This window comes from Thermoactinospora rubra, assembly GCF_002093975.1.
Classification (GTDB): Bacteria; Actinomycetota; Actinomycetes; order Streptosporangiales; family Streptosporangiaceae; genus Nonomuraea; species Nonomuraea rubra_A.
This window is the reverse complement of the sequence record NZ_KZ084324.1, coordinates 368,064-384,266: the sequence shown is the minus strand read 5'-3', so window position 1 is coordinate 384,266 and position 16,203 is coordinate 368,064. Positions and strand designations below refer to the sequence as shown.

Annotated in this window: 14 protein-coding genes and 1 pseudogene; 5 read left to right on the top strand and 10 right to left on the bottom strand. The window is 71.2% G+C overall.

The window, feature by feature from the left end; genetic code table 11:
- Positions 1 to 335: 335 nt before the first annotated feature.
- Both BSB02_RS01970 and BSB02_RS01965 read right to left on the bottom strand, forming a co-directional pair.
- Complete coding sequence (locus tag BSB02_RS01970) at positions 336 to 2,411, bottom strand: hypothetical protein (protein WP_143590141.1); 2,076 nt, start codon at positions 2,409 to 2,411, stop codon at positions 336 to 338.
- A 652-nt stretch (positions 2,412 to 3,063) separates the two neighbouring features.
- Positions 3,064 to 3,399, bottom strand: a pseudogene (locus BSB02_RS01965) (Rv3654c family TadE-like protein); the annotation flags it as partial.
- Positions 3,400 to 3,438: 39 nt separating this feature from the next.
- Between BSB02_RS01965 and BSB02_RS39305 the strand changes: the two are divergent.
- Positions 3,439 to 4,029, top strand: coding sequence for a hypothetical protein (locus tag BSB02_RS39305; protein WP_158088534.1), 591 nt, complete (start codon positions 3,439 to 3,441; stop codon positions 4,027 to 4,029).
- On the opposite strand, the gene BSB02_RS42855 is transcribed toward BSB02_RS39305, so the two are convergent.
- The 7 genes from BSB02_RS42855 to BSB02_RS01925 form a co-directional block, all read right to left on the bottom strand.
- Positions 4,030 to 4,518 (bottom strand): TadE family type IV pilus minor pilin, encoded by a 489-nt coding sequence (locus tag BSB02_RS42855; protein WP_276206303.1) that lies wholly within the window; start codon positions 4,516 to 4,518, stop codon positions 4,030 to 4,032.
- The gene (locus BSB02_RS41865) at positions 4,515 to 4,784 is read right to left on the bottom strand and encodes a DUF4244 domain-containing protein (RefSeq protein ID WP_084955897.1); all 270 of its coding nucleotides are present in this window, start codon (positions 4,782 to 4,784) and stop codon (positions 4,515 to 4,517) included. Before BSB02_RS41865 ends, BSB02_RS42855 begins: the two co-directional genes overlap by 4 nt.
- A gap of 337 nt (positions 4,785 to 5,121) precedes the next feature.
- Positions 5,122 to 5,634 carry a type II secretion system F family protein gene (locus BSB02_RS01945; RefSeq protein WP_240506102.1) on the bottom strand — a complete coding sequence of 171 codons (513 nt, stop codon included), beginning with the start codon at positions 5,632 to 5,634 and terminating at the stop codon, positions 5,122 to 5,124.
- 468 nt (positions 5,635 to 6,102) lie between these two features.
- Positions 6,103 to 6,813 carry a type II secretion system F family protein gene (locus BSB02_RS01940; RefSeq protein WP_084955895.1) on the bottom strand — a complete coding sequence of 237 codons (711 nt, stop codon included), beginning with the start codon at positions 6,811 to 6,813 and terminating at the stop codon, positions 6,103 to 6,105.
- Positions 6,807 to 8,066 carry a TadA family conjugal transfer-associated ATPase gene (locus BSB02_RS01935; protein WP_084955894.1) on the bottom strand — a complete coding sequence of 420 codons (1,260 nt, stop codon included), beginning with the start codon at positions 8,064 to 8,066 and terminating at the stop codon, positions 6,807 to 6,809. The genes BSB02_RS01940 and BSB02_RS01935 overlap by 7 nt, the downstream gene beginning before the upstream one ends.
- On the bottom strand, positions 8,063 to 9,103 hold the full coding sequence (ssd, locus tag BSB02_RS01930; RefSeq protein WP_084955892.1) for a septum site-determining protein Ssd: 1,041 nt from the start codon (positions 9,101 to 9,103) through the stop codon (positions 8,063 to 8,065). The genes BSB02_RS01935 and ssd overlap by 4 nt, the downstream gene beginning before the upstream one ends.
- A gap of 826 nt (positions 9,104 to 9,929) precedes the next feature.
- Positions 9,930 to 10,709: a Fic family protein gene (locus BSB02_RS01925; protein WP_084955890.1), complete on the bottom strand. Its 780-nt coding sequence runs from the start codon at positions 10,707 to 10,709 to the stop codon at positions 9,930 to 9,932.
- Between the two features lie 351 nt (positions 10,710 to 11,060).
- Between BSB02_RS01925 and acs the strand changes: the two genes are divergently transcribed.
- The 4 genes from acs (at position 11,061) to BSB02_RS01905 (ending at position 14,974) form a co-directional block, all read left to right on the top strand.
- Entirely contained in the window at positions 11,061 to 13,034 is a 1,974-nt protein-coding gene (gene acs, locus BSB02_RS01920) for an acetate--CoA ligase (RefSeq protein WP_084955888.1), read from the top strand.
- Between the two features lie 152 nt (positions 13,035 to 13,186).
- On the top strand, positions 13,187 to 13,594 hold the full coding sequence (locus BSB02_RS01915; protein WP_084955886.1) for a phage holin family protein: 408 nt from the start codon (positions 13,187 to 13,189) through the stop codon (positions 13,592 to 13,594).
- Positions 13,587 to 14,504: an alpha/beta fold hydrolase gene (locus tag BSB02_RS01910; protein ID WP_084955884.1), complete on the top strand. Its 918-nt coding sequence runs from the start codon at positions 13,587 to 13,589 to the stop codon at positions 14,502 to 14,504. Before BSB02_RS01915 ends, BSB02_RS01910 begins: the two co-directional genes overlap by 8 nt.
- Positions 14,505 to 14,506: 2 nt before the next feature.
- Positions 14,507 to 14,974 carry a DUF309 domain-containing protein gene (locus BSB02_RS01905; protein ID WP_084955882.1) on the top strand — a complete coding sequence of 156 codons (468 nt, stop codon included), beginning with the start codon at positions 14,507 to 14,509 and terminating at the stop codon, positions 14,972 to 14,974.
- On the opposite strand, the gene BSB02_RS01900 is transcribed toward BSB02_RS01905, so the two are convergent.
- Positions 14,971 to 16,161, bottom strand: coding sequence for a MarP family serine protease (locus BSB02_RS01900; RefSeq protein WP_084955880.1), 1,191 nt, complete (start codon positions 16,159 to 16,161; stop codon positions 14,971 to 14,973). The two genes, BSB02_RS01905 and BSB02_RS01900, sit on opposite strands and share 4 nt — an antisense overlap.
- Positions 16,162 to 16,203: the final 42 nt, after the last annotated feature.

The following is a 16,203-nucleotide window of genomic DNA, read 5'->3' as shown; positions in this document are numbered from 1 at the left end:
GCCCTCCCACCCGTCACACCCTCACCCGAACACCCTCCTCGAGACATCCCGCCAGCAGAACCTCCCCGCCTGGGACGCCCACCAGCAGAACCTCCCGTCTGGGACACCCCACAGGGCCGCCCCATCAGGACACCCCAGGCACCCCCACGAGGACACCTCAACGGAACCCGGCACAACCCAACCGGCACAATCCAACAGGGACATCCCAACAGGGACATCCCAACCGGGACCCCAGGGGACATATCAACGGGGCACTCCCACGGGGACACACCCAACCTGGATGGCCTCGCCGAGACGCTTCGTGAGGTGCTATCCGGGCACCTGAGCGCAGCGTGTCAACTGTCGGCCGCGTCCGCCCGGTGTCGGCTGTGGAGGGCGGGCTCGTCGTCGGGGTCATCGGCCCAGAAGTCGGCGGCACCTGGCTGCGGGCGTTCCCAGAAGCCGCTGTCCTCCATCGACCGCGGGCTGGGCGGCAGGTAGTCGTCCCACCTGGCCTCGATGTCGAGCGCCGCGCGAACCGGTTCGGCGCGATCGCTCCTGGACTTGTGGGGGACGACCGTCACAGCCGAACTCGGCAGCGCAAGCCGTACCGGCTCCTGCCTGGCCTGCTCGGCGGCGCGCAGGGCATCCGCCTCGCGCTGCCTGGCACGCAGGTCGTCGGCGTTGAGGTACAGCGGCAGAGAGGGCGAAGAGGACGATGCGGGCGGCACCTCCTGGCGCACCTGTCCCGGCACGGCCGACTGAGGCGCTGAGGCCGGCTGGCCTGTGGATGGCTCACTCGGCGCGTTGTGGCTTCGGGCATCGTGAGCCGACCCGTTGTGAGGCGACCCATTGTGGGGCGACCCATTGTGGGGCGACCCATTGTGGGACGACCCATTGTGGGGCGACCCATTGTGATCCACCCCGTTGCGACTCGGCGCGTCATAAGCCGACCCGTTGCGACTCGGCGCGTCGTGAGCCAGCCCGTCGCGGCTTGGTCCGTTGTGAGCCAATGCGCTGCGACTGGAGTCGCTAGGACTCGGTCCAGTGAGACCCGAGACGCCATGGCTGCCTGAGACGCCGTGACTTGAGCCGAGGGGGCTTGCGACGTCATGGCCTTGGGCGCCGGGATTCTGGGCGGCCTGGCGGGTCTTGGCGACCGCGAGGACGACGGCGGGGCGGCGCGGAGTGCTGGACGGTGTGCCGGAGGATGACACGCCTACGGGGGATGTGCCGGAGGACGGTGTGCCGGAGGTGGGCGGGACGCCGTCCCCCCGCAGCGGGCCCTCACTCCCCGCGCGCGGTACCGCAGCGGCTCCCGCTCCACCAGCCGCGGCGACCAGGGCACGGCGGCGGGCCCAGGCACCGAAGTGCGCGGCGAGCACCAGAAGGATGACCCCGCCCGCGATGTAGATGCCGTACTGCCCCATGGCGGCGATCGGCGACTCCGACGACTGCGCCTTCACCCCGGTTTCCACCGTGGAGTCGCCGTCATCCTGCTTCGCGTCGGCGTCGTCCCCCGCCTCCGTACCCGTGGAGTCGGGAAGCAGCGCGTCGTCCTTGGCCTTCGTCGCATCCGCGGTCGGGAGAGGGAAGTTGCCGTTCTCGTCCGTGTCGGGCACTTCGGGCAGCTTGGTCTTGGGGTTCGTCACCGACTGCTGCGGCCTGTTCGTGGTGACCGGCTTGCCCTGATCCTTGGCGGGCAGCGTGGGCAGCGCCTCGACCTGCTTCTTGCCGGACGACGTGTTCGTCCCGTTCTTGGGCTGCGCCGAGGGCTTGGGGTTCTGCTTCTGCTGCGCGGCGGGCGGCGCAGGAATGTTGACGATCGCCGGGGCGGAGAAGCCCGAGCCGATGCTGCCGCCTTCGCCGTCGCCGCGGAACGCCTTGACCGTGAACCCCACGGCCTGGCCCACCGCCTTCGCCGGAACGCCGAGGACCGCCTTGCACGACGACCCGCCGCACGCCTGACCGACGGGCAGCTTGCCGACGACGCCCGACTGGGTGGTCGCCACCTCGTACGCCTGCAGGTCCGGCTCCGCGCCCTTGCTCCACGTCACGACGATCTTGTCCACGCCCTGCATGCCGGCCGTCACCCCCTGGGGCGTGGCCGGAGGGATCGCCTGCTTGATCGTGGAAGACGTCTCGTCCCACCTGGCGCCCAGCAGCTTGCCCTTCTGGACCAGCTTGATCGAGTAGCTGCCGTTCTGCCGCTCGGAGGGGTTCCAGGTGTAGCTGACGCGCTGCTCTCCTCTGGCCACCTCCGTGCCGTCGATGTAGAGGATCGCGTCGAACAGGGGATCGACCGTTCCGGTGATGGTCACCGGGGAGTCGCCGGTGATCTGCGCGGGAGCGTCGAGTACGGCTCTCGCCTGCGCGGGCACCGCCATGCTCAGGACCATCCCGGAAGCCACCAACGGCGTCATCACCGCCACAGTCGCCACTCTGCGAACCACCGTCACGATGCTTCCCTCCAACGAAAGCCTCGCGCCGCTGCCCGCCCGCCCCCGACGAGCGCTCACCGGCATCCGGAAGTGCCTCGTACGCCCGGCCGATGCGTCCACCGGCCCCACCCCTGGGGTAAGCGAGACCTTATGTGAGCCACCCCACTTTTGGACATCACGTCCAAGAAGTCGTGATTCTTTTGCGACCTTTCCGCACGTCTGTGTTCCGTGTTTCGTCGCGATGGATGGTGTTTCGACCTGACGGACCTGATGGACGCGATGGACGCGGCAGGTATATGGCTTCATTCGCCTCCCTAAGGAGTGACGTCGTCCGCCTCCATGTGGAGACGCTTGCCTGACTGACAGTGATGAGGCAGGTTAAGCGCCCCACCGGGCCTGATCCACTGGCTGACCTTGAGTCCTCAACGCAATCTGTCAGCCTGGCCGGGAGACGCTCATGTGCACTCACCGGACGTGGCAGGGCGACCTCATAGGAGCATCGGGTTCGGCTGCATATGAGCTCGGGTTCGGCTGTCCGGCTGCCCGGCTGACGGGTGCTGCGTCGCGTCCAGCCAGCGGCTATGGCAGCCATGGTGGCCATCCTGTCCAATCCAACTCTGCTCACCGTGGACCAACCCCATGCTCAACGAGGGCCGATCTGGGCCGGTCCTGCCCGGGCGTGGCCGAGAACGGCACGCGACCCGATGACGGGAAGCGTCACTTGCACCGACACATCCACGTCGACGACGTACTGGTCGACCGCGCAGCGGGCCAAACGTCCGCCGTTCGCGACAGCGATCCGTGAGGCGGCCTGGCAGGCATCGTCTGGCTGTGCGATGGCGAGCCGTGCTGCCGCCAAGGCACTGAGGTCGGCCCCGGCTTGAGCGCGGTGCCGTGCCACGCGAGCAGCACCTACCGTCGCAAAGGCGGTCGCCACCGCGATCAGGAGGCTCATGACGGCTGCCGTCCACACGGTTCCGGATCCACGGTCTCGGCTGCGGTGACCACAAGCAGAGCGGTGACCACGAGCGCAGCCGTGACCGTGAACGGAACGGCGACCATGAGCGCAGCCGTGACCGTGAACGGAACGGCGACCATGAGCGCAGCCGTGACCGTGAACGGAACGGCGACCATGAGCGCAGCCGTGACCGTGAACGGAACGGCGACCATGAGCGCAGCCGTGACCATGAGCGGAATCGAGGCTGACGAGATCGAGCAGCTCAATCCGCGTGAGTGGAGTGATCGGCAGCCCTTTGTCGAGGGCCAACGGCACACGCCGGGCCGGCACCGCCCAGTGGACCGTCCTGAAGCCACGGGCCCGCCTGAGGCCGGGAACCAGCCCGACGCCACAGGCCAGCCTGAAGCCACAAACCCACGTGAAGCCGCGGACCAGCCTGACGCCATGAGCCCACTTGAGGCCACGAGCCAACCCAAGGCCAGGAGCGAACCCGACACCACGAGCCAGCTTGAAGGCACGGGCCGCGCCCGCACGGCTGCGGGTGACCGGCCGATCAGTGCCTGTCTCTGGCTCGAGAGCGACCGCTTCGTCGGCTCGCGTCAGCCCCCCGGATGGAATCACGCGGCCTCCTCATGGTCTTCACTTCTGTGATCAAGGTTCGGTGGCCGTCACAGCGGACGAGTCCACGGTGACCGGCGGGAGCGGTACGCCCCAGGCGGGCCGTACCTGGAAGGAGATGCGCACGCGGGTGGACCCCGAGACACGCTCCACGTCGACGCGGGCGTCGGGGCGCGTGGCCGAGAGCGCGATCCGGCGGACTTCCTCCAGCGATTCGCCGCGTGCGGCGGCCCGCGCGGCGGCGCGCGTGGCGTCGACGCACTCCAGCTGCGCGCTCACCACTTGGATCATCCAGAGTGCGGCGGCGAGGACGATCATCAGGGCGGGGAGCGCGGCGGCTGTCTCGGCGGTTGTGGAGCCGCGCGAAAGGCCACCGGGAACGAAGCCACAGGGTGCAAGGCACCGGTTGGCCGACCAGGGACGAGCGGGAGCCGGTTGGCCATGTGACAGTGGTGATGTGGGCGGGGTGGAGCGCGCCTCGCCGCCGATGCGGAGGCGCGGCTCCACCGCGAGGGATCTCATCCGGCTGTGTTCAGCGCGCGATCGACGAGGCTGGAGAGCATCTCCTGGACTTCGGGGCTGCTCACCACCTTGAAGAGCAGGGCGGCGAAGGCGCAGGCCGCGATGGTGCCCACGGCGTACTCCGCGGTGGACATGCCACGGTCGCGCCTCGTGGCGACGCGCCCGGACAGCAGCCCGGAACGCAGTCTGGCGATCCAGCCGTTCGGGTCCGGCCGGGTGGGCGCGTGGGCGGCGGCGCCTTCCGTGCGGGTGAACGAGTCGGACATCGTGCCTCCTCATCGTGGGCCGGATCTTGCCTCCGGCGCGGGGTTTCAGCGTGCTGCAAAGTGGGGTCGGCCGATTGTGGCGAGCGGCGTTCTGTGGACAACTCGGCGAGGCGCGGACGTGCTGTGGATGACTGGACGTGCCGTGAGTGATCGACGTGCCGTGGGTGACCGATGTGCTGTGGTGACTCGGTAAGCCCCTTGCTGATCCGGGTGCTCGCCGCAGGGCAGCGTCAGCATGGTCATGGTCAGTGCGGAGCTCCTGTATGGCCGTGTGGGACCCCGCCGATGGCATGGTTGCCGCAGACGATCACGGCGGCCCTGCATGGCCGTATGGGGCTCAAGGGATGACGACGCTCTCCGCCAGACCGGCGATCACGGGGATGATGCCCAGCAGGACGAACGCGGGCAGGAAGCACAGTCCGAGCGGGGCGACGGCCATCACGCCGACGCGGCGCGCCTTGGCCGTGGAGGCGGCGCGAGCGGAGGCGCGGGCGTCGTCGGCGACCCGGATCAGGGCGTCGGCGACCGGAGCGCCGCTGCGCGCGGCGCGGATCATGGCGGCAGACAGCTGCCTGACGGCGGGATCGCGGCCGAGATGGCTCCAGGTGGGTTCCGTGTCGGCTCCGAGTCGGAGTTGCGTGCTGACCCACGTCAGACGCCGCCCCAGCGGGCCGCCTATGGCGGAGGCCGTGATCGCCGTCGCGGCCGTGACCGGCTGGCCGGCCTGGAGGCAGGCGACCATGAGGTCGACCGCGAAGGGCAGGTCGGCCACGATGGCGGCGCGCTCGCGTTCGGCCTCAGGCGGTTGTCTTCGCCGGAGCATGGTCCAGGCGACCGCGGCAGTGATCACACCTGCGACGATTCCGGCGAGTCCGCCGATGGCCAGACCTGCGAGGACGCCTGCCGCAAGCGGCCATGCCACGGTACGGCGGCCCGCCTTCCGCAGGGCATGGCGGTCCAGCTCCAGCCCGGGGCGGCCATCCGGCTTCCGGGCGCCTTGGCAGTCCGGCTCCCCCGTGGAGCGGCCGCGACGCTTCTGGACTCCTCGACGGCCCGACTCCTCCGCAGGACGGCCGTCCAGCCCCCGGACGCCTTGGTGGTCAAGCTGCCCGATGGTATGACGGTCCGGGCTTCCCAGGTCCGAGCCTGGCGAGTCCGAAGCGGAGTGAACCGCTGGAGAACCGCCACTCGGGCCCGGCTGGTTCGTGGCCGGGCGCGAGATGGCGGCCCGTAGGCGCGCCTCGGGCGTACGAGGGTCGATCCACAGCCACACGGCCAGGCAGACGGCCCCGATCGCGACGATCTCCAACACCGCGGATCACCCCGACTCGGCTCGTACGGCCATGCGATGCGTCCACCACAACCCGCACACGTCCAGCGCGACACCGACGGCGAGACACCCGATCCCGGGCACGCTGCCGAAGAGGAAGCCCAGCGGGTTCATGCCGAGCGCCGCCGCCATGCCGATGCCGAGCAGGGGCAGGACGGCCAGCATGCGCGCGGTCGCCCGAGGGCCGGCCAGCTGGGCGGCGAGGTCCTGGCGATGCGCCCGGGCCGCCCGGAGGGCAGCGACGACGCGCTCGACCAGAGGCGACAGCCCGGCGCCCACCGACGTGCTGACATCCCAGCACGCCGCCAGCTGCCGGAAACCCTCGCCGCCCTGGGCGGGAGCCGCTTCCACGAGTGTCCTGGCGACGTCTCCGCCGTCCCGCGCGGCGGCCGTCAGCAGGCGCGGCAGGTCGTCGTCCGGGAAGTCGACGGCCTCGACCGCCCGGGCCAGCGCCTCGCCGGGAGGCAGGCCGGCGGCGAGTTCGGCGCACAGCCCCTGGCAAAGGTCCAGGGACGCGGTGCGCCACGCCTCGGCGCGTTTGGAGGGGCGCGGGCGGATGACGTTCCCGAGACGCCGGCGGACGCCTGGCGTGGAACCGGGCGCGGCGGCGAGCCGTGCCAGGCGCGTGGTCGCGAGATCAGGCCCCGTCCACAGCCACACGGCCAAAGCGGCGGCCACCGCTGTACTCACGATCAACATGGATCTCCAGCCGTCGTCCACGTCGCGGCGCCGGCCCTCTCCTTCAGCGCCTGGAAGCCGGGACCGACACGGCACCCTCCGTCGGGCTCGAAGAACAGCGCGGGCCGGGCCTCGACAAATCCGGAGCCGCCACGCTCCAGGAGGCACACCTCCGACACCCGGCGGCGGCCGTCGATCCGGGCGCGCGTCAGGTGGATCACCACGTCGAGCGCCGCGGCCAGCTGGCTGTGGACGGCCTCCCGGCTCAGCCCGGCCGCGCAGGCCAGCGCCTCGAGCCGGGCCGGGACGTCGGCTGCGGCGTTCGCGTGGAGGGTGCCGCAGCCGCCCTCGTGACCCGTGTTGAGGGCGCTCAGGAGATCCACGACCTCGTTTCCCCGCACCTCCCCGACGACCAGCCGGTCAGGTCGCATGCGCAACGCCTGCCGTACCAGATCTCGCAGGCCGACGCCGCCCACGCCCTCGAGGTTCGGCGGGCGGGTCTCGAGGCGGACCACGTGGGGGTGGAGGGGACGCAGCTCGGCCGAGTCTTCGACGAGGAGGACGCGCTCGCCGTGGTCGGCCAGCGAGAGCAGGGCGCTGAGGAGCGTGGTCTTGCCCGTGCCGGTGCCTCCCGTCACCAGGAAGGCGAGGCGGGACCGGACGATCGCGGTCAGCACGCCTACGGCGTCGCGGGGGATCGTGCCCGCGGAGACGAGGTCGGGGAGGGTGAAGGTACGGCGGGGCGGGAGGCGCAGGGACAGGCACGTGCCCTCGGAGGCGACGGGCGGGAGGACGGCGTGGAGGCGGACGCCGCCGGCGAGTCTCGCGTCGACGTACGGCGAGGCGTCGTCGAGCCGCCGGCCCGCGGAGGCGGCGAGGCGCTGGGCCAGGCGGCGGACGGCGGCCTCGTCGGAGAACGTCACGGTCGTGCGGCGCAGACCGCGTCCGTCGTCGACCCACACGTCGCCGGGGCCGTTGACCAGCACGTCGGTGACCTCCGGGGTGGCCAGGAGCGGTTCGAGGGGGCCCGCGCCGATGAGGTCGGCGCACAGCGCGCGGGCCACCTCGAGGATCTCGGCGTCGCCGAAGACGGCCTTCTCGGCGCGCAGCGCGACCGCGACCTGGGCGGCGCTCGGCTCGACGCCGGATCTCGCCAGCCGTACCCGCACGGCCTCCACCAGGTCGCGGGGAACGCCCGCGGGGTCGCGAGCCAGGCTCGCCCGGTCGCGGGGCGAGCCGGATCGGTCCCGCTGGAGGCCGGTCGTGCCGCTCATGGCGACACCAGCGAGCGCAGCAGTTCGTCGCAGACCCGGCCGAGTGTGGTGCGCGGGCCGAGGGTGGGCAGTTCGCCGCGGTTGAGGGTGGTGTCCAGGCGCGGGTGGTCGGGCAGGTGGGCGGCGAGGGGGACGCCGAGCGAGGAGACGACCATCTCGTCGTCGACGATTCCCGGCCGCACGACCAGGCTGGTGTGGGCGGTGTGGCGCCTGACCTCGGCGAGGACCTGCGCGGCCGCCAGGACGCCGCGGACGTCGGCGGAGACGACCAGCAGCGTCTCGGTGGCGCGCGTCAGGGCCTCGACGGCGGCGGCGTCGAGGTGTCGCGGCAGATCGACGACCACGAGGTCGAAGCCGCGCCTGCCCGCCTCCAGGACCGAACGCATGGCCTCCGGCGGGATGGGCCCGGCTTCGCCGCGGTGGAACGCGAGCAGGGTGAGCTCGCCGAAGGCAGGCAGGGCCTCGCGGAGGGCGGTGGGGCTGATCCGGCCCTCGCGGGAGACCAGGTCGGTCCAGCGGGCGCCGCCGGACTCCTCCTGGCCGAGGAGCGCGTCGATGCCGCCGCCGAGCGGGTCGGCGTCGAGGAGGAGGGTGCGCAGCCGCTCGCCGGAGGCGTGGAGGGCCAGGCAGGCGGACAGGACGCTCGCGCCGACGCCGCCACGGCCGCCGACGACGCAGACGATCACGCCGGCCCGGGTCGAGGGCTCGATCACGTCGGCGAACTCCTCGACGAGCACGCGCTCGGAGGCGGGGAGGTCGATGACGCCGCGGGCGCCCACCGCGACGCACTTGCGCCAGGTGTCGGGCTCCTCGGCGGTGCGGGTCACGAGGAGCACGCGGTCGCGGGGTGGCGGTGCCGTGGTCGCCACGGCGTCGGCGACGTCGCTGCCGACCACGACGAGAGGGGCGTGGTTCCAGTACGGCCTGGCGTGGGCGGGGGTGTGGGCGACGTCGAGTTGGGCTCCGGCCGCGGCGGCTATGCGGACGAGGTCGTCGAGCAGCTCGCGGTCCTCGGTGATGACCAGTGGGCGAATCATGCGGACGACTGTGCGGGACGGGCGCGTGATCGCGGACGGCCGAGCGGGGTTCTGTGGATGAAGCCCGGCGGTGGAGGAAGGGCTGTGGATAAGGCCAGACGGCCGATGCAGGGCTGTGGACGAGCCGGACGGTGGGGGCAAGGCTGCGGATCAGCCGGACGGCGCAGGCGGGACTGTGGACGAGGTCCTGCGGGCCAGGAGGACGCCCCGTGAAGGAACCGGTGGCGCCGGGACAGCCCGGAAGCGGCGAAAAGGGGCGACCCCCGCCGGGGGGGATAGCGGGGGTCGCCTGACCGGTCCGGCTCCGGGGGGGTAGAGCCGGTCCCGTTTCAGAAGAAAGCTTTCAACACTTAACCAGAGTGTGGCAAGGGAGTTGCAAAACTGGCCCGTGCACAGTCACTCCAGTTTCTGGAGATACCACCGTATGCTGCCCGATCGAGTCGAGTTTCGTCGAGGAGCAAACTCGTATTTCCGCTAAGTTTTTTCGAGCGAGTCATCGAGTGATCACCCACCGTGACCGGCGTTGCGGGCCGAGCCTCGTTAAAGGTCTTGCCGCCAGGGCTTCCCATCTGGGCGGATCCGTCGTACAAAGGTGGCACGGACCAAGTGTCCGGGTGCGTTAGCCAGGCACCCACGCGCGACCAGCCGCGGGAGGCGCGTCGAGACGGGCTTGACCCGCTCCGACGAATACAGGTGCACGCTTGGTAACCTGGCGCGACGCACCAGCAGACGGCGTCTCAACCTTGAGACGCCGTCCGCTGCGTTCCGGGGACGTTCTCAGGGGACGCCGAGGACCACGACGGGACACTTCCCGGATCGGCCCTGGTCAGCCCCGCTGAAGCGCCTCACAGATGGCCGTGGTCTCCCGCACTCCCACGATCACCGCCCCGGCGCACCGCCGTACCCAGGAAGCCACCCCGTCCCGCGTCCCGGTCAGATACGCGCGCAGCCCCGCCGCGTACCCCTCCTCCAGATGCCCCAGCTCGACGGGCACGAGCGACTTCGGATCGAGCCCGAACTCCACCAGCGTGAGCCGCTCCGCCGCCCGCGCGACGACGCCGTCCGCGGTGCCGAACACGCGCAGCACGGCCAGCTCGGCGTGCACGATGGCGCCCAGCACCAGGGCCGGGGCCTTGGACGGCGCCGAGACGAGCGCGACCAGCGCCTCGAGGCGGGCCGCCGTCTCCTTCGCGCCGGGAGCCGGTCCGAGTCCCAGCGGGTCGGGCGCCGAGTCGGCGACGCGCGGACGGCCCAGCGACTCCTCCTCCGCCAGGTCACGGGCCGCGAGCGTGTGCAGCCGGGCGAGCACCTGGCGGGGCGCGCTCCGCCAGGTGGGTCCCAGCCGGCCCAGCTCGGCCGAGGCGCGCAGCGCTCCCTGGACCACCGGATCGGTCACCTCGCCGCGGCGCAGCTGCTCCAGCGGCACGTCGACGCCTTCGATCGCGGCGGAAGCGCGGGCCCCGCGCAGGGAGGACTCGATCGAGACCTCGGGGCTGCGGCGACGCAGCACGCGGTGGCGATACAGCCGGTCGACGGCCTGCCGCGCCTCGTCCACGGCCTCCGGCACGCCGGGCAGCTCCGCGATGACAGCCAAGGGGTCACTCACGGTCCCCGACCCTACCGGCCGCCTCACCTGCGCGCCTTCGCGACCCGTCCCGCCGAGAGGTACGGCCCGGCGCCCGGCCACCCTGCCCCCGAGGTGACACCTCCCTTCCCCAATCCCCTGATTCGAGCCGCCTCGCCGTACCCGCAATAACCTCGGGCCCGCTCCCCCGAATACCTCCGTCTATATTTCTCTGATGTCAATATGACAACGGATTAATTACAACCATTACCGCCATTGTCCATCCCTCCCGCTCGGCCGCCGGACACGGTACGTACCTGTCTAGACCTCTTGTCTTCACACCTCACGAGCTGGTGAAGTGGGACACGACCCATGCCATAGAAGGAGTGCGAAGTGGCCGAGACACCCCGAGAGCCCCAGGAGACGCTGTCGAACCTTCTGCAGGAGAACCGCCGGTTCGCACCACCGGACGACCTGGCGGCGGCCGCGAACGTCACCGCGGCCGCCTACGAGGAGGCCGCCGCGGACCGTCTGGGCTTCTGGGAGCGGGCCGCCGACAGGTTGGCCTGGGCCAAGAAGTGGGACACCACGCTGGAGTGGAACCCGCCGTTCGCCAAGTGGTTCGTGGGCGGGCAGCTGAACGTGGCCTACAACTGCGTCGACCGCCATGTCGAGGCGGGGCGCGGCGACAAGGTCGCCTACTACTGGGAGGGCGAGCCGGAGGACGACACCCGCGTCCTGACCTACCGCGACCTGCAGGTGCAGGTCAACAAGGCCGCCAACGCCCTGGCCGAGCTGGGCGTGGGTAAGGGCGACCGGGTCGCGATCTACATGCCGATGATCCCTGAGCTGCCGATCGCGATGCTGGCCTGCGCCCGCGTCGGCGCCGTCCACTCGGTGGTCTTCGGCGGCTTCTCGGCGAGCGCGCTGCAGAGCCGCATCGAGGACGCCGACGCCAAGCTCGTGATCACCGCCGACGGCGGCTTCCGCCGCGGCAAGCCGTCGGCGCTGAAGCCCACGGTGGACGAGGCCGTCGCCAACACGCCGGGCGTCGAGAAGGTCCTCGTCGTCCGCCGGACAAATCAGGAAATTTCCTGGAACGGCGACCGCGACGTCTGGTGGCACGACCTCGTCGACCGCCAGAGCGACCAGCACGAGGCCCAGCCGCACGACGCCGAGCACCCGTTGTACATCCTCTACACCAGCGGCACGACCGGGAAGCCCAAGGGCATCCTCCACACCACCGGCGGCTACCTCACCCAGACGGCCTGGACCCACCACGCCGTCTTCGACCTCAAGCCCGACACCGACATCTACTGGTGCACCGCCGACATCGGCTGGGTGACCGGGCACTCCTACATCGTGTACGGCCCGCTCGCCAACGGCGCCACCAGCGTCATCTACGAGGGCACCCCCGACACCCCGCACCGCGGCCGGTTCTGGGAGATCGTGCAGAAGTACAAGGTCACGATCCTCTACACCGCGCCCACCGCGATCCGGACGTTCATGAAGTGGGGCGACGACATCCCCGCGAAGTTCGACATGTCCAGCCTGCGCGTCCTGGGAAGCGTCGGCGAGCCGATCAACCCCGAGGCGTACGTCTGGTACCGCGAGCACATCGGCGGCGGACGCTGCCCGGTCGTCGACACCTGGTGGCAGACCGAGACCGGCGCCATCATGATCAGCCCGCTCCCGGGCGTGACCCACGCCAAGCCGGGCGCGGCCATGCGCCCCCTGCCCGGCATCGTCGCCGACGTGGTCGACGACCAGGGCAACAGCGTCCCGAACGGCGGGGGCGGCTTCCTGGTGGTCAAGGAGCCGTGGCCGTCGATGCTCCGCACGATCTGGGGCGACGACAAGCGCTACGTCGACACCTACTGGTCGCGGTTCGAGGGGGTGTACTTCCCCGGCGACGGCGCGAAGAAGGACGAGGACGGCGACATCTGGCTGCTGGGCCGCGTGGACGACGTCATGCTCGTCTCCGGCCACAATATCTCCACCACCGAGGTCGAGAGCGCCCTGGTCTCCCACCCGAAGGTCGCCGAGGCGGCCGTGGTGGGCGCGACCGACCCGGTCACCGGCCAGGCGATCGTGTCGTTCGTGATCCTGCGCGGCGGCGCCGAGGAGAGCGAGGACATCGCCAAGGAGCTGCGCGACCACGTGGCCAAGACGCTCGGCCCGATCGCCAAGCCGCGGCAAATCCTGGTCGTCCCCGAGCTGCCGAAGACCCGCTCCGGCAAGATCATGCGGCGGCTCCTGCGCGACGTGGCCGAGAACCGCTCCCTGGGCGACGTCACCACGCTGACCGACAGCTCGGTGATGAACCTGATCGCCGAGAAGCTGCCGTCGGCCAAGTCCGAGGACTGAAGCCGCGCGGGCGGGGTACGGCGCCCGCCGTACCCCGTCCGGCACGCCGATCGCCGGGCTCGTCGCGACACTCGTGCACCTCCGCATGCGTAAGGGCCGCCTCGCCCTGGAAGATGTTTGACACGACCACTGCGGCCCGATAGGAGACGTTCATGTCCCACAGCGCGACGCCCCCCACCGGAGTCCCGAGCGAGCAACCCTCGCTCGGCGAGCTGGTCGCCGAGGCGAGCAACCAGATCTCCACGCTCGTCCGGTCGGAGATCGAGCTGGCCAAGGCCGAGCTCCGGTTCGACGCCAAGCGGGTGGGCATGGCCACCGGGCTGTTCGCCGCCGCCGCCTTCATGGCGCACCTGTGCCTGATCCTGCTGTCCTTCACCCTCGCCCACGTGCTGGACCAGTGGCTGTGGACGTGGGCTTCGTTCGCCGTCGTCACCGCCTTCTATCTCGTCACGGCCGGGATCCTGGTCCTCGTGGGCGTCCGCAGGCTCAAGGGGCTGGCGGGCATGAAGCGCACGACGCGCTCCCTCAAGGGACTGAAAGAGCTGGCATCCGATGAGTGACGAGTCGGTCGTCTTCATCGACGGGCCCTGGACGCACCGGTCGGTCCACGCCGGCGGGACCCGCTTCCACGTCGTGGAGGCCGGCGAGGGCCCGCTCGTGCTGCTGCTGCACGGCTTCCCCCAGTTCTGGTGGACCTGGCGCCACCAGCTGCGCAGCCTCGCCGCCCACGGTTACCGGGCCGTCGCGATCGACCTGCGCGGCTACGGCGGCAGCGACAAGCCGCCACGCGGCTACGACCTGCCCACGCTGGCGGGCGACGCCACCGGCCTGATCCGCGCGCTGGGCGAGACGGGCGCGATCGTGGTCGGCCACGGCTGGGGCGGGCTGATGGCCTGGACGATGGCCGCGCTGGAGCCGAAGGCCGTGCACCGGCTCGTGGCGGTCGGCTCGCCGCACCCGCTGCGGCTGCGCGGCGCCCTGCTGGCCGACCCGTTCGGCCAGCTGCGCGCCAGCGGCCGCACCCTCGGCTTCCAGGTGCCCTTCCTGCCCGAACTGCGGCTGACCGCCCGCGGGGCTTCCCTGGTGGGCAGACTGCTGGAGCAGTGGTCCGGCCCCGGCTGGCCCGACCCGGAGACCGCCCGCACCTACCGGGAGGCCTTCCGGATCCCGGCCGTCGCCCACTCGGCGCTGGAGTACCACCGCTGGTTCGCCCGCTCGCAGCTGCGCCCCGACGGCCTGCGGTACGCCCGCGCGATGCGCGCCGAGGTGGAGGCGCCGACCCTGCAGCTGCACGGCGCGCTCGACACGTGCGTCCTGCCGCGCACCGCGCAGGGGTCCGGCCGCTACGTGGCCGCGCCGTACCGCTGGCGGCTCGTCGAGGGCGCCGGGCACTTCCCCCACGAGGAGAGGCCGGAGGTGTTCGACACCGAGCTCCTCGGCTGGCTGTCCGATCCCGAACCCGACCGATGACCATGACCACCAGAGACCGTGACGAGCAGGGCAGGCCGCGCAACGCCAGGCCTCGCGACGAGTACGGCAGGCCGCTGCCGTACGGCTCGGCAGGAGTGCCGCGCGTCCCCGACGACTACGCCCCCAGCACCGAGCAGGCGCTCGCGGACGCCAGGGAGCAGCTGGCCGCCGGCCGCCCGTTCCACGCGCACGAGGTCCTCGAGGGCCGCTGGAAGTGCGCGCCGGAGCACGAACGGGACCTGTGGCAGGGCCTGGCGCAGATCTGCGTGGGCCTGACGCACCTGCAGCGCGGCAACGCGCGCGGCGCCGTGACGCTGCTGGCGCGCGGGGCCGCGAAGGTCCAGGCGTACGGCATGCCGTACGAGCCGGTCGGCCGGGTGGCCACGGAGCTGCGGCAGGACAGCGACCCCGAGGAGGCGATCGCCTCGGTGCTGGCCGCCCTGGAGAAGATCTGGCCCGGGGACATCTAGTCGCAGGTCTGGGTGCCGGCCGGGGTGGTGTCGCGCGCGCCCTGCACGGCGTCGGGCCGCACCTCGTCGCTCGTGAGCGCGTAGGCGGTGTCGGGCTGGGTGGTCACCGCGGCGAAGATGACGCCGTAGACCTTGCCGTCGACGCTCAGCAGCGGCCCGCCGGAGTTGCCCGGCAGCACCTTGCCGCGGATCTGGTAGACCTCGCGCTTGACGTTCTGGCTGCGGTAGATGTCGGGGCTGTCGGCCACCTGCTTGACGCGGATGCGGGCGGGCTCGGGGGTGAAGCCCCTGCCCTTGGGGTACCCGGCGATGATCGCGTTGTCGCCCTTCTCCGCCCCGTTGTCGAACTCCAGGACCGGCAGCCGCAGGCCGGGGACGTGCAGGACCGCGATGTCGCGCTTGGGGTTGTAGCGGACCACGGTCGCGGGCAGCACGTTGTTGTCGTAGTCGGTGATGCGCAGGTCGCGGTTGACGCCCGCGACGACGTGCGCGTTGGTCATCACGTGCTCGCGGGCGAAGACGAACCCGGTGCCCTCGATCCGCTTGCCGCAGCTCTCCGCGGTGCCCTGCACCTTGACGACGGCGTTGCGGGCCCGCCGCAGCTTCTCGCCCTGAAGCACGCCCGCGTCGGGCGGCGGCACGTCCACCCACTGCCCGCCGCCGATCGCGTCGAAGACGGGCGGGAACTCCGAGCGGTCGATGAACTCCTTGAACGGCCTCTGCCAGTCGCGGGCCGCCTCCGGGACCGCGTCGTCCACGGTCTCCAGCAGCAGCGAGTTGCGTATCTGCTCGACGATCGGCGCGAAGGAGCTGGAGACCAGCAGGCTGCCGATCATCCACGCGATCACCAGGACCGACAGCGCGCTGGCGAAGGTGCCGCCGAGGGCGTCGACGACCTTGGCCGGCTCCCAGGTGACGTGGCTGCGCACCACCGCGCCGATCGTGGAGGAGGCGAACTGCCCGATGGTGGCGGTGAGGAACACGATCACGATCGCGAGCAGCGCCTGCTCCACGTCGCCGTCGACGACCGCCCTGGCGATGGGCGGGGCGATGTACACCCCGAGGAAGACGCCCCCGACGAAGCCCACGAAGCTCATCGCTCCGATGATGAACCCCTGGCGGTAGCCCGAGATGCCGAAGGCGATCACGAGGCCGATCAAAATAAGGTCAAGCAGATCGCCACGCACGCTTCAAAGGTATCCAGACAGCGGGTGAATTGTGCGTGACTC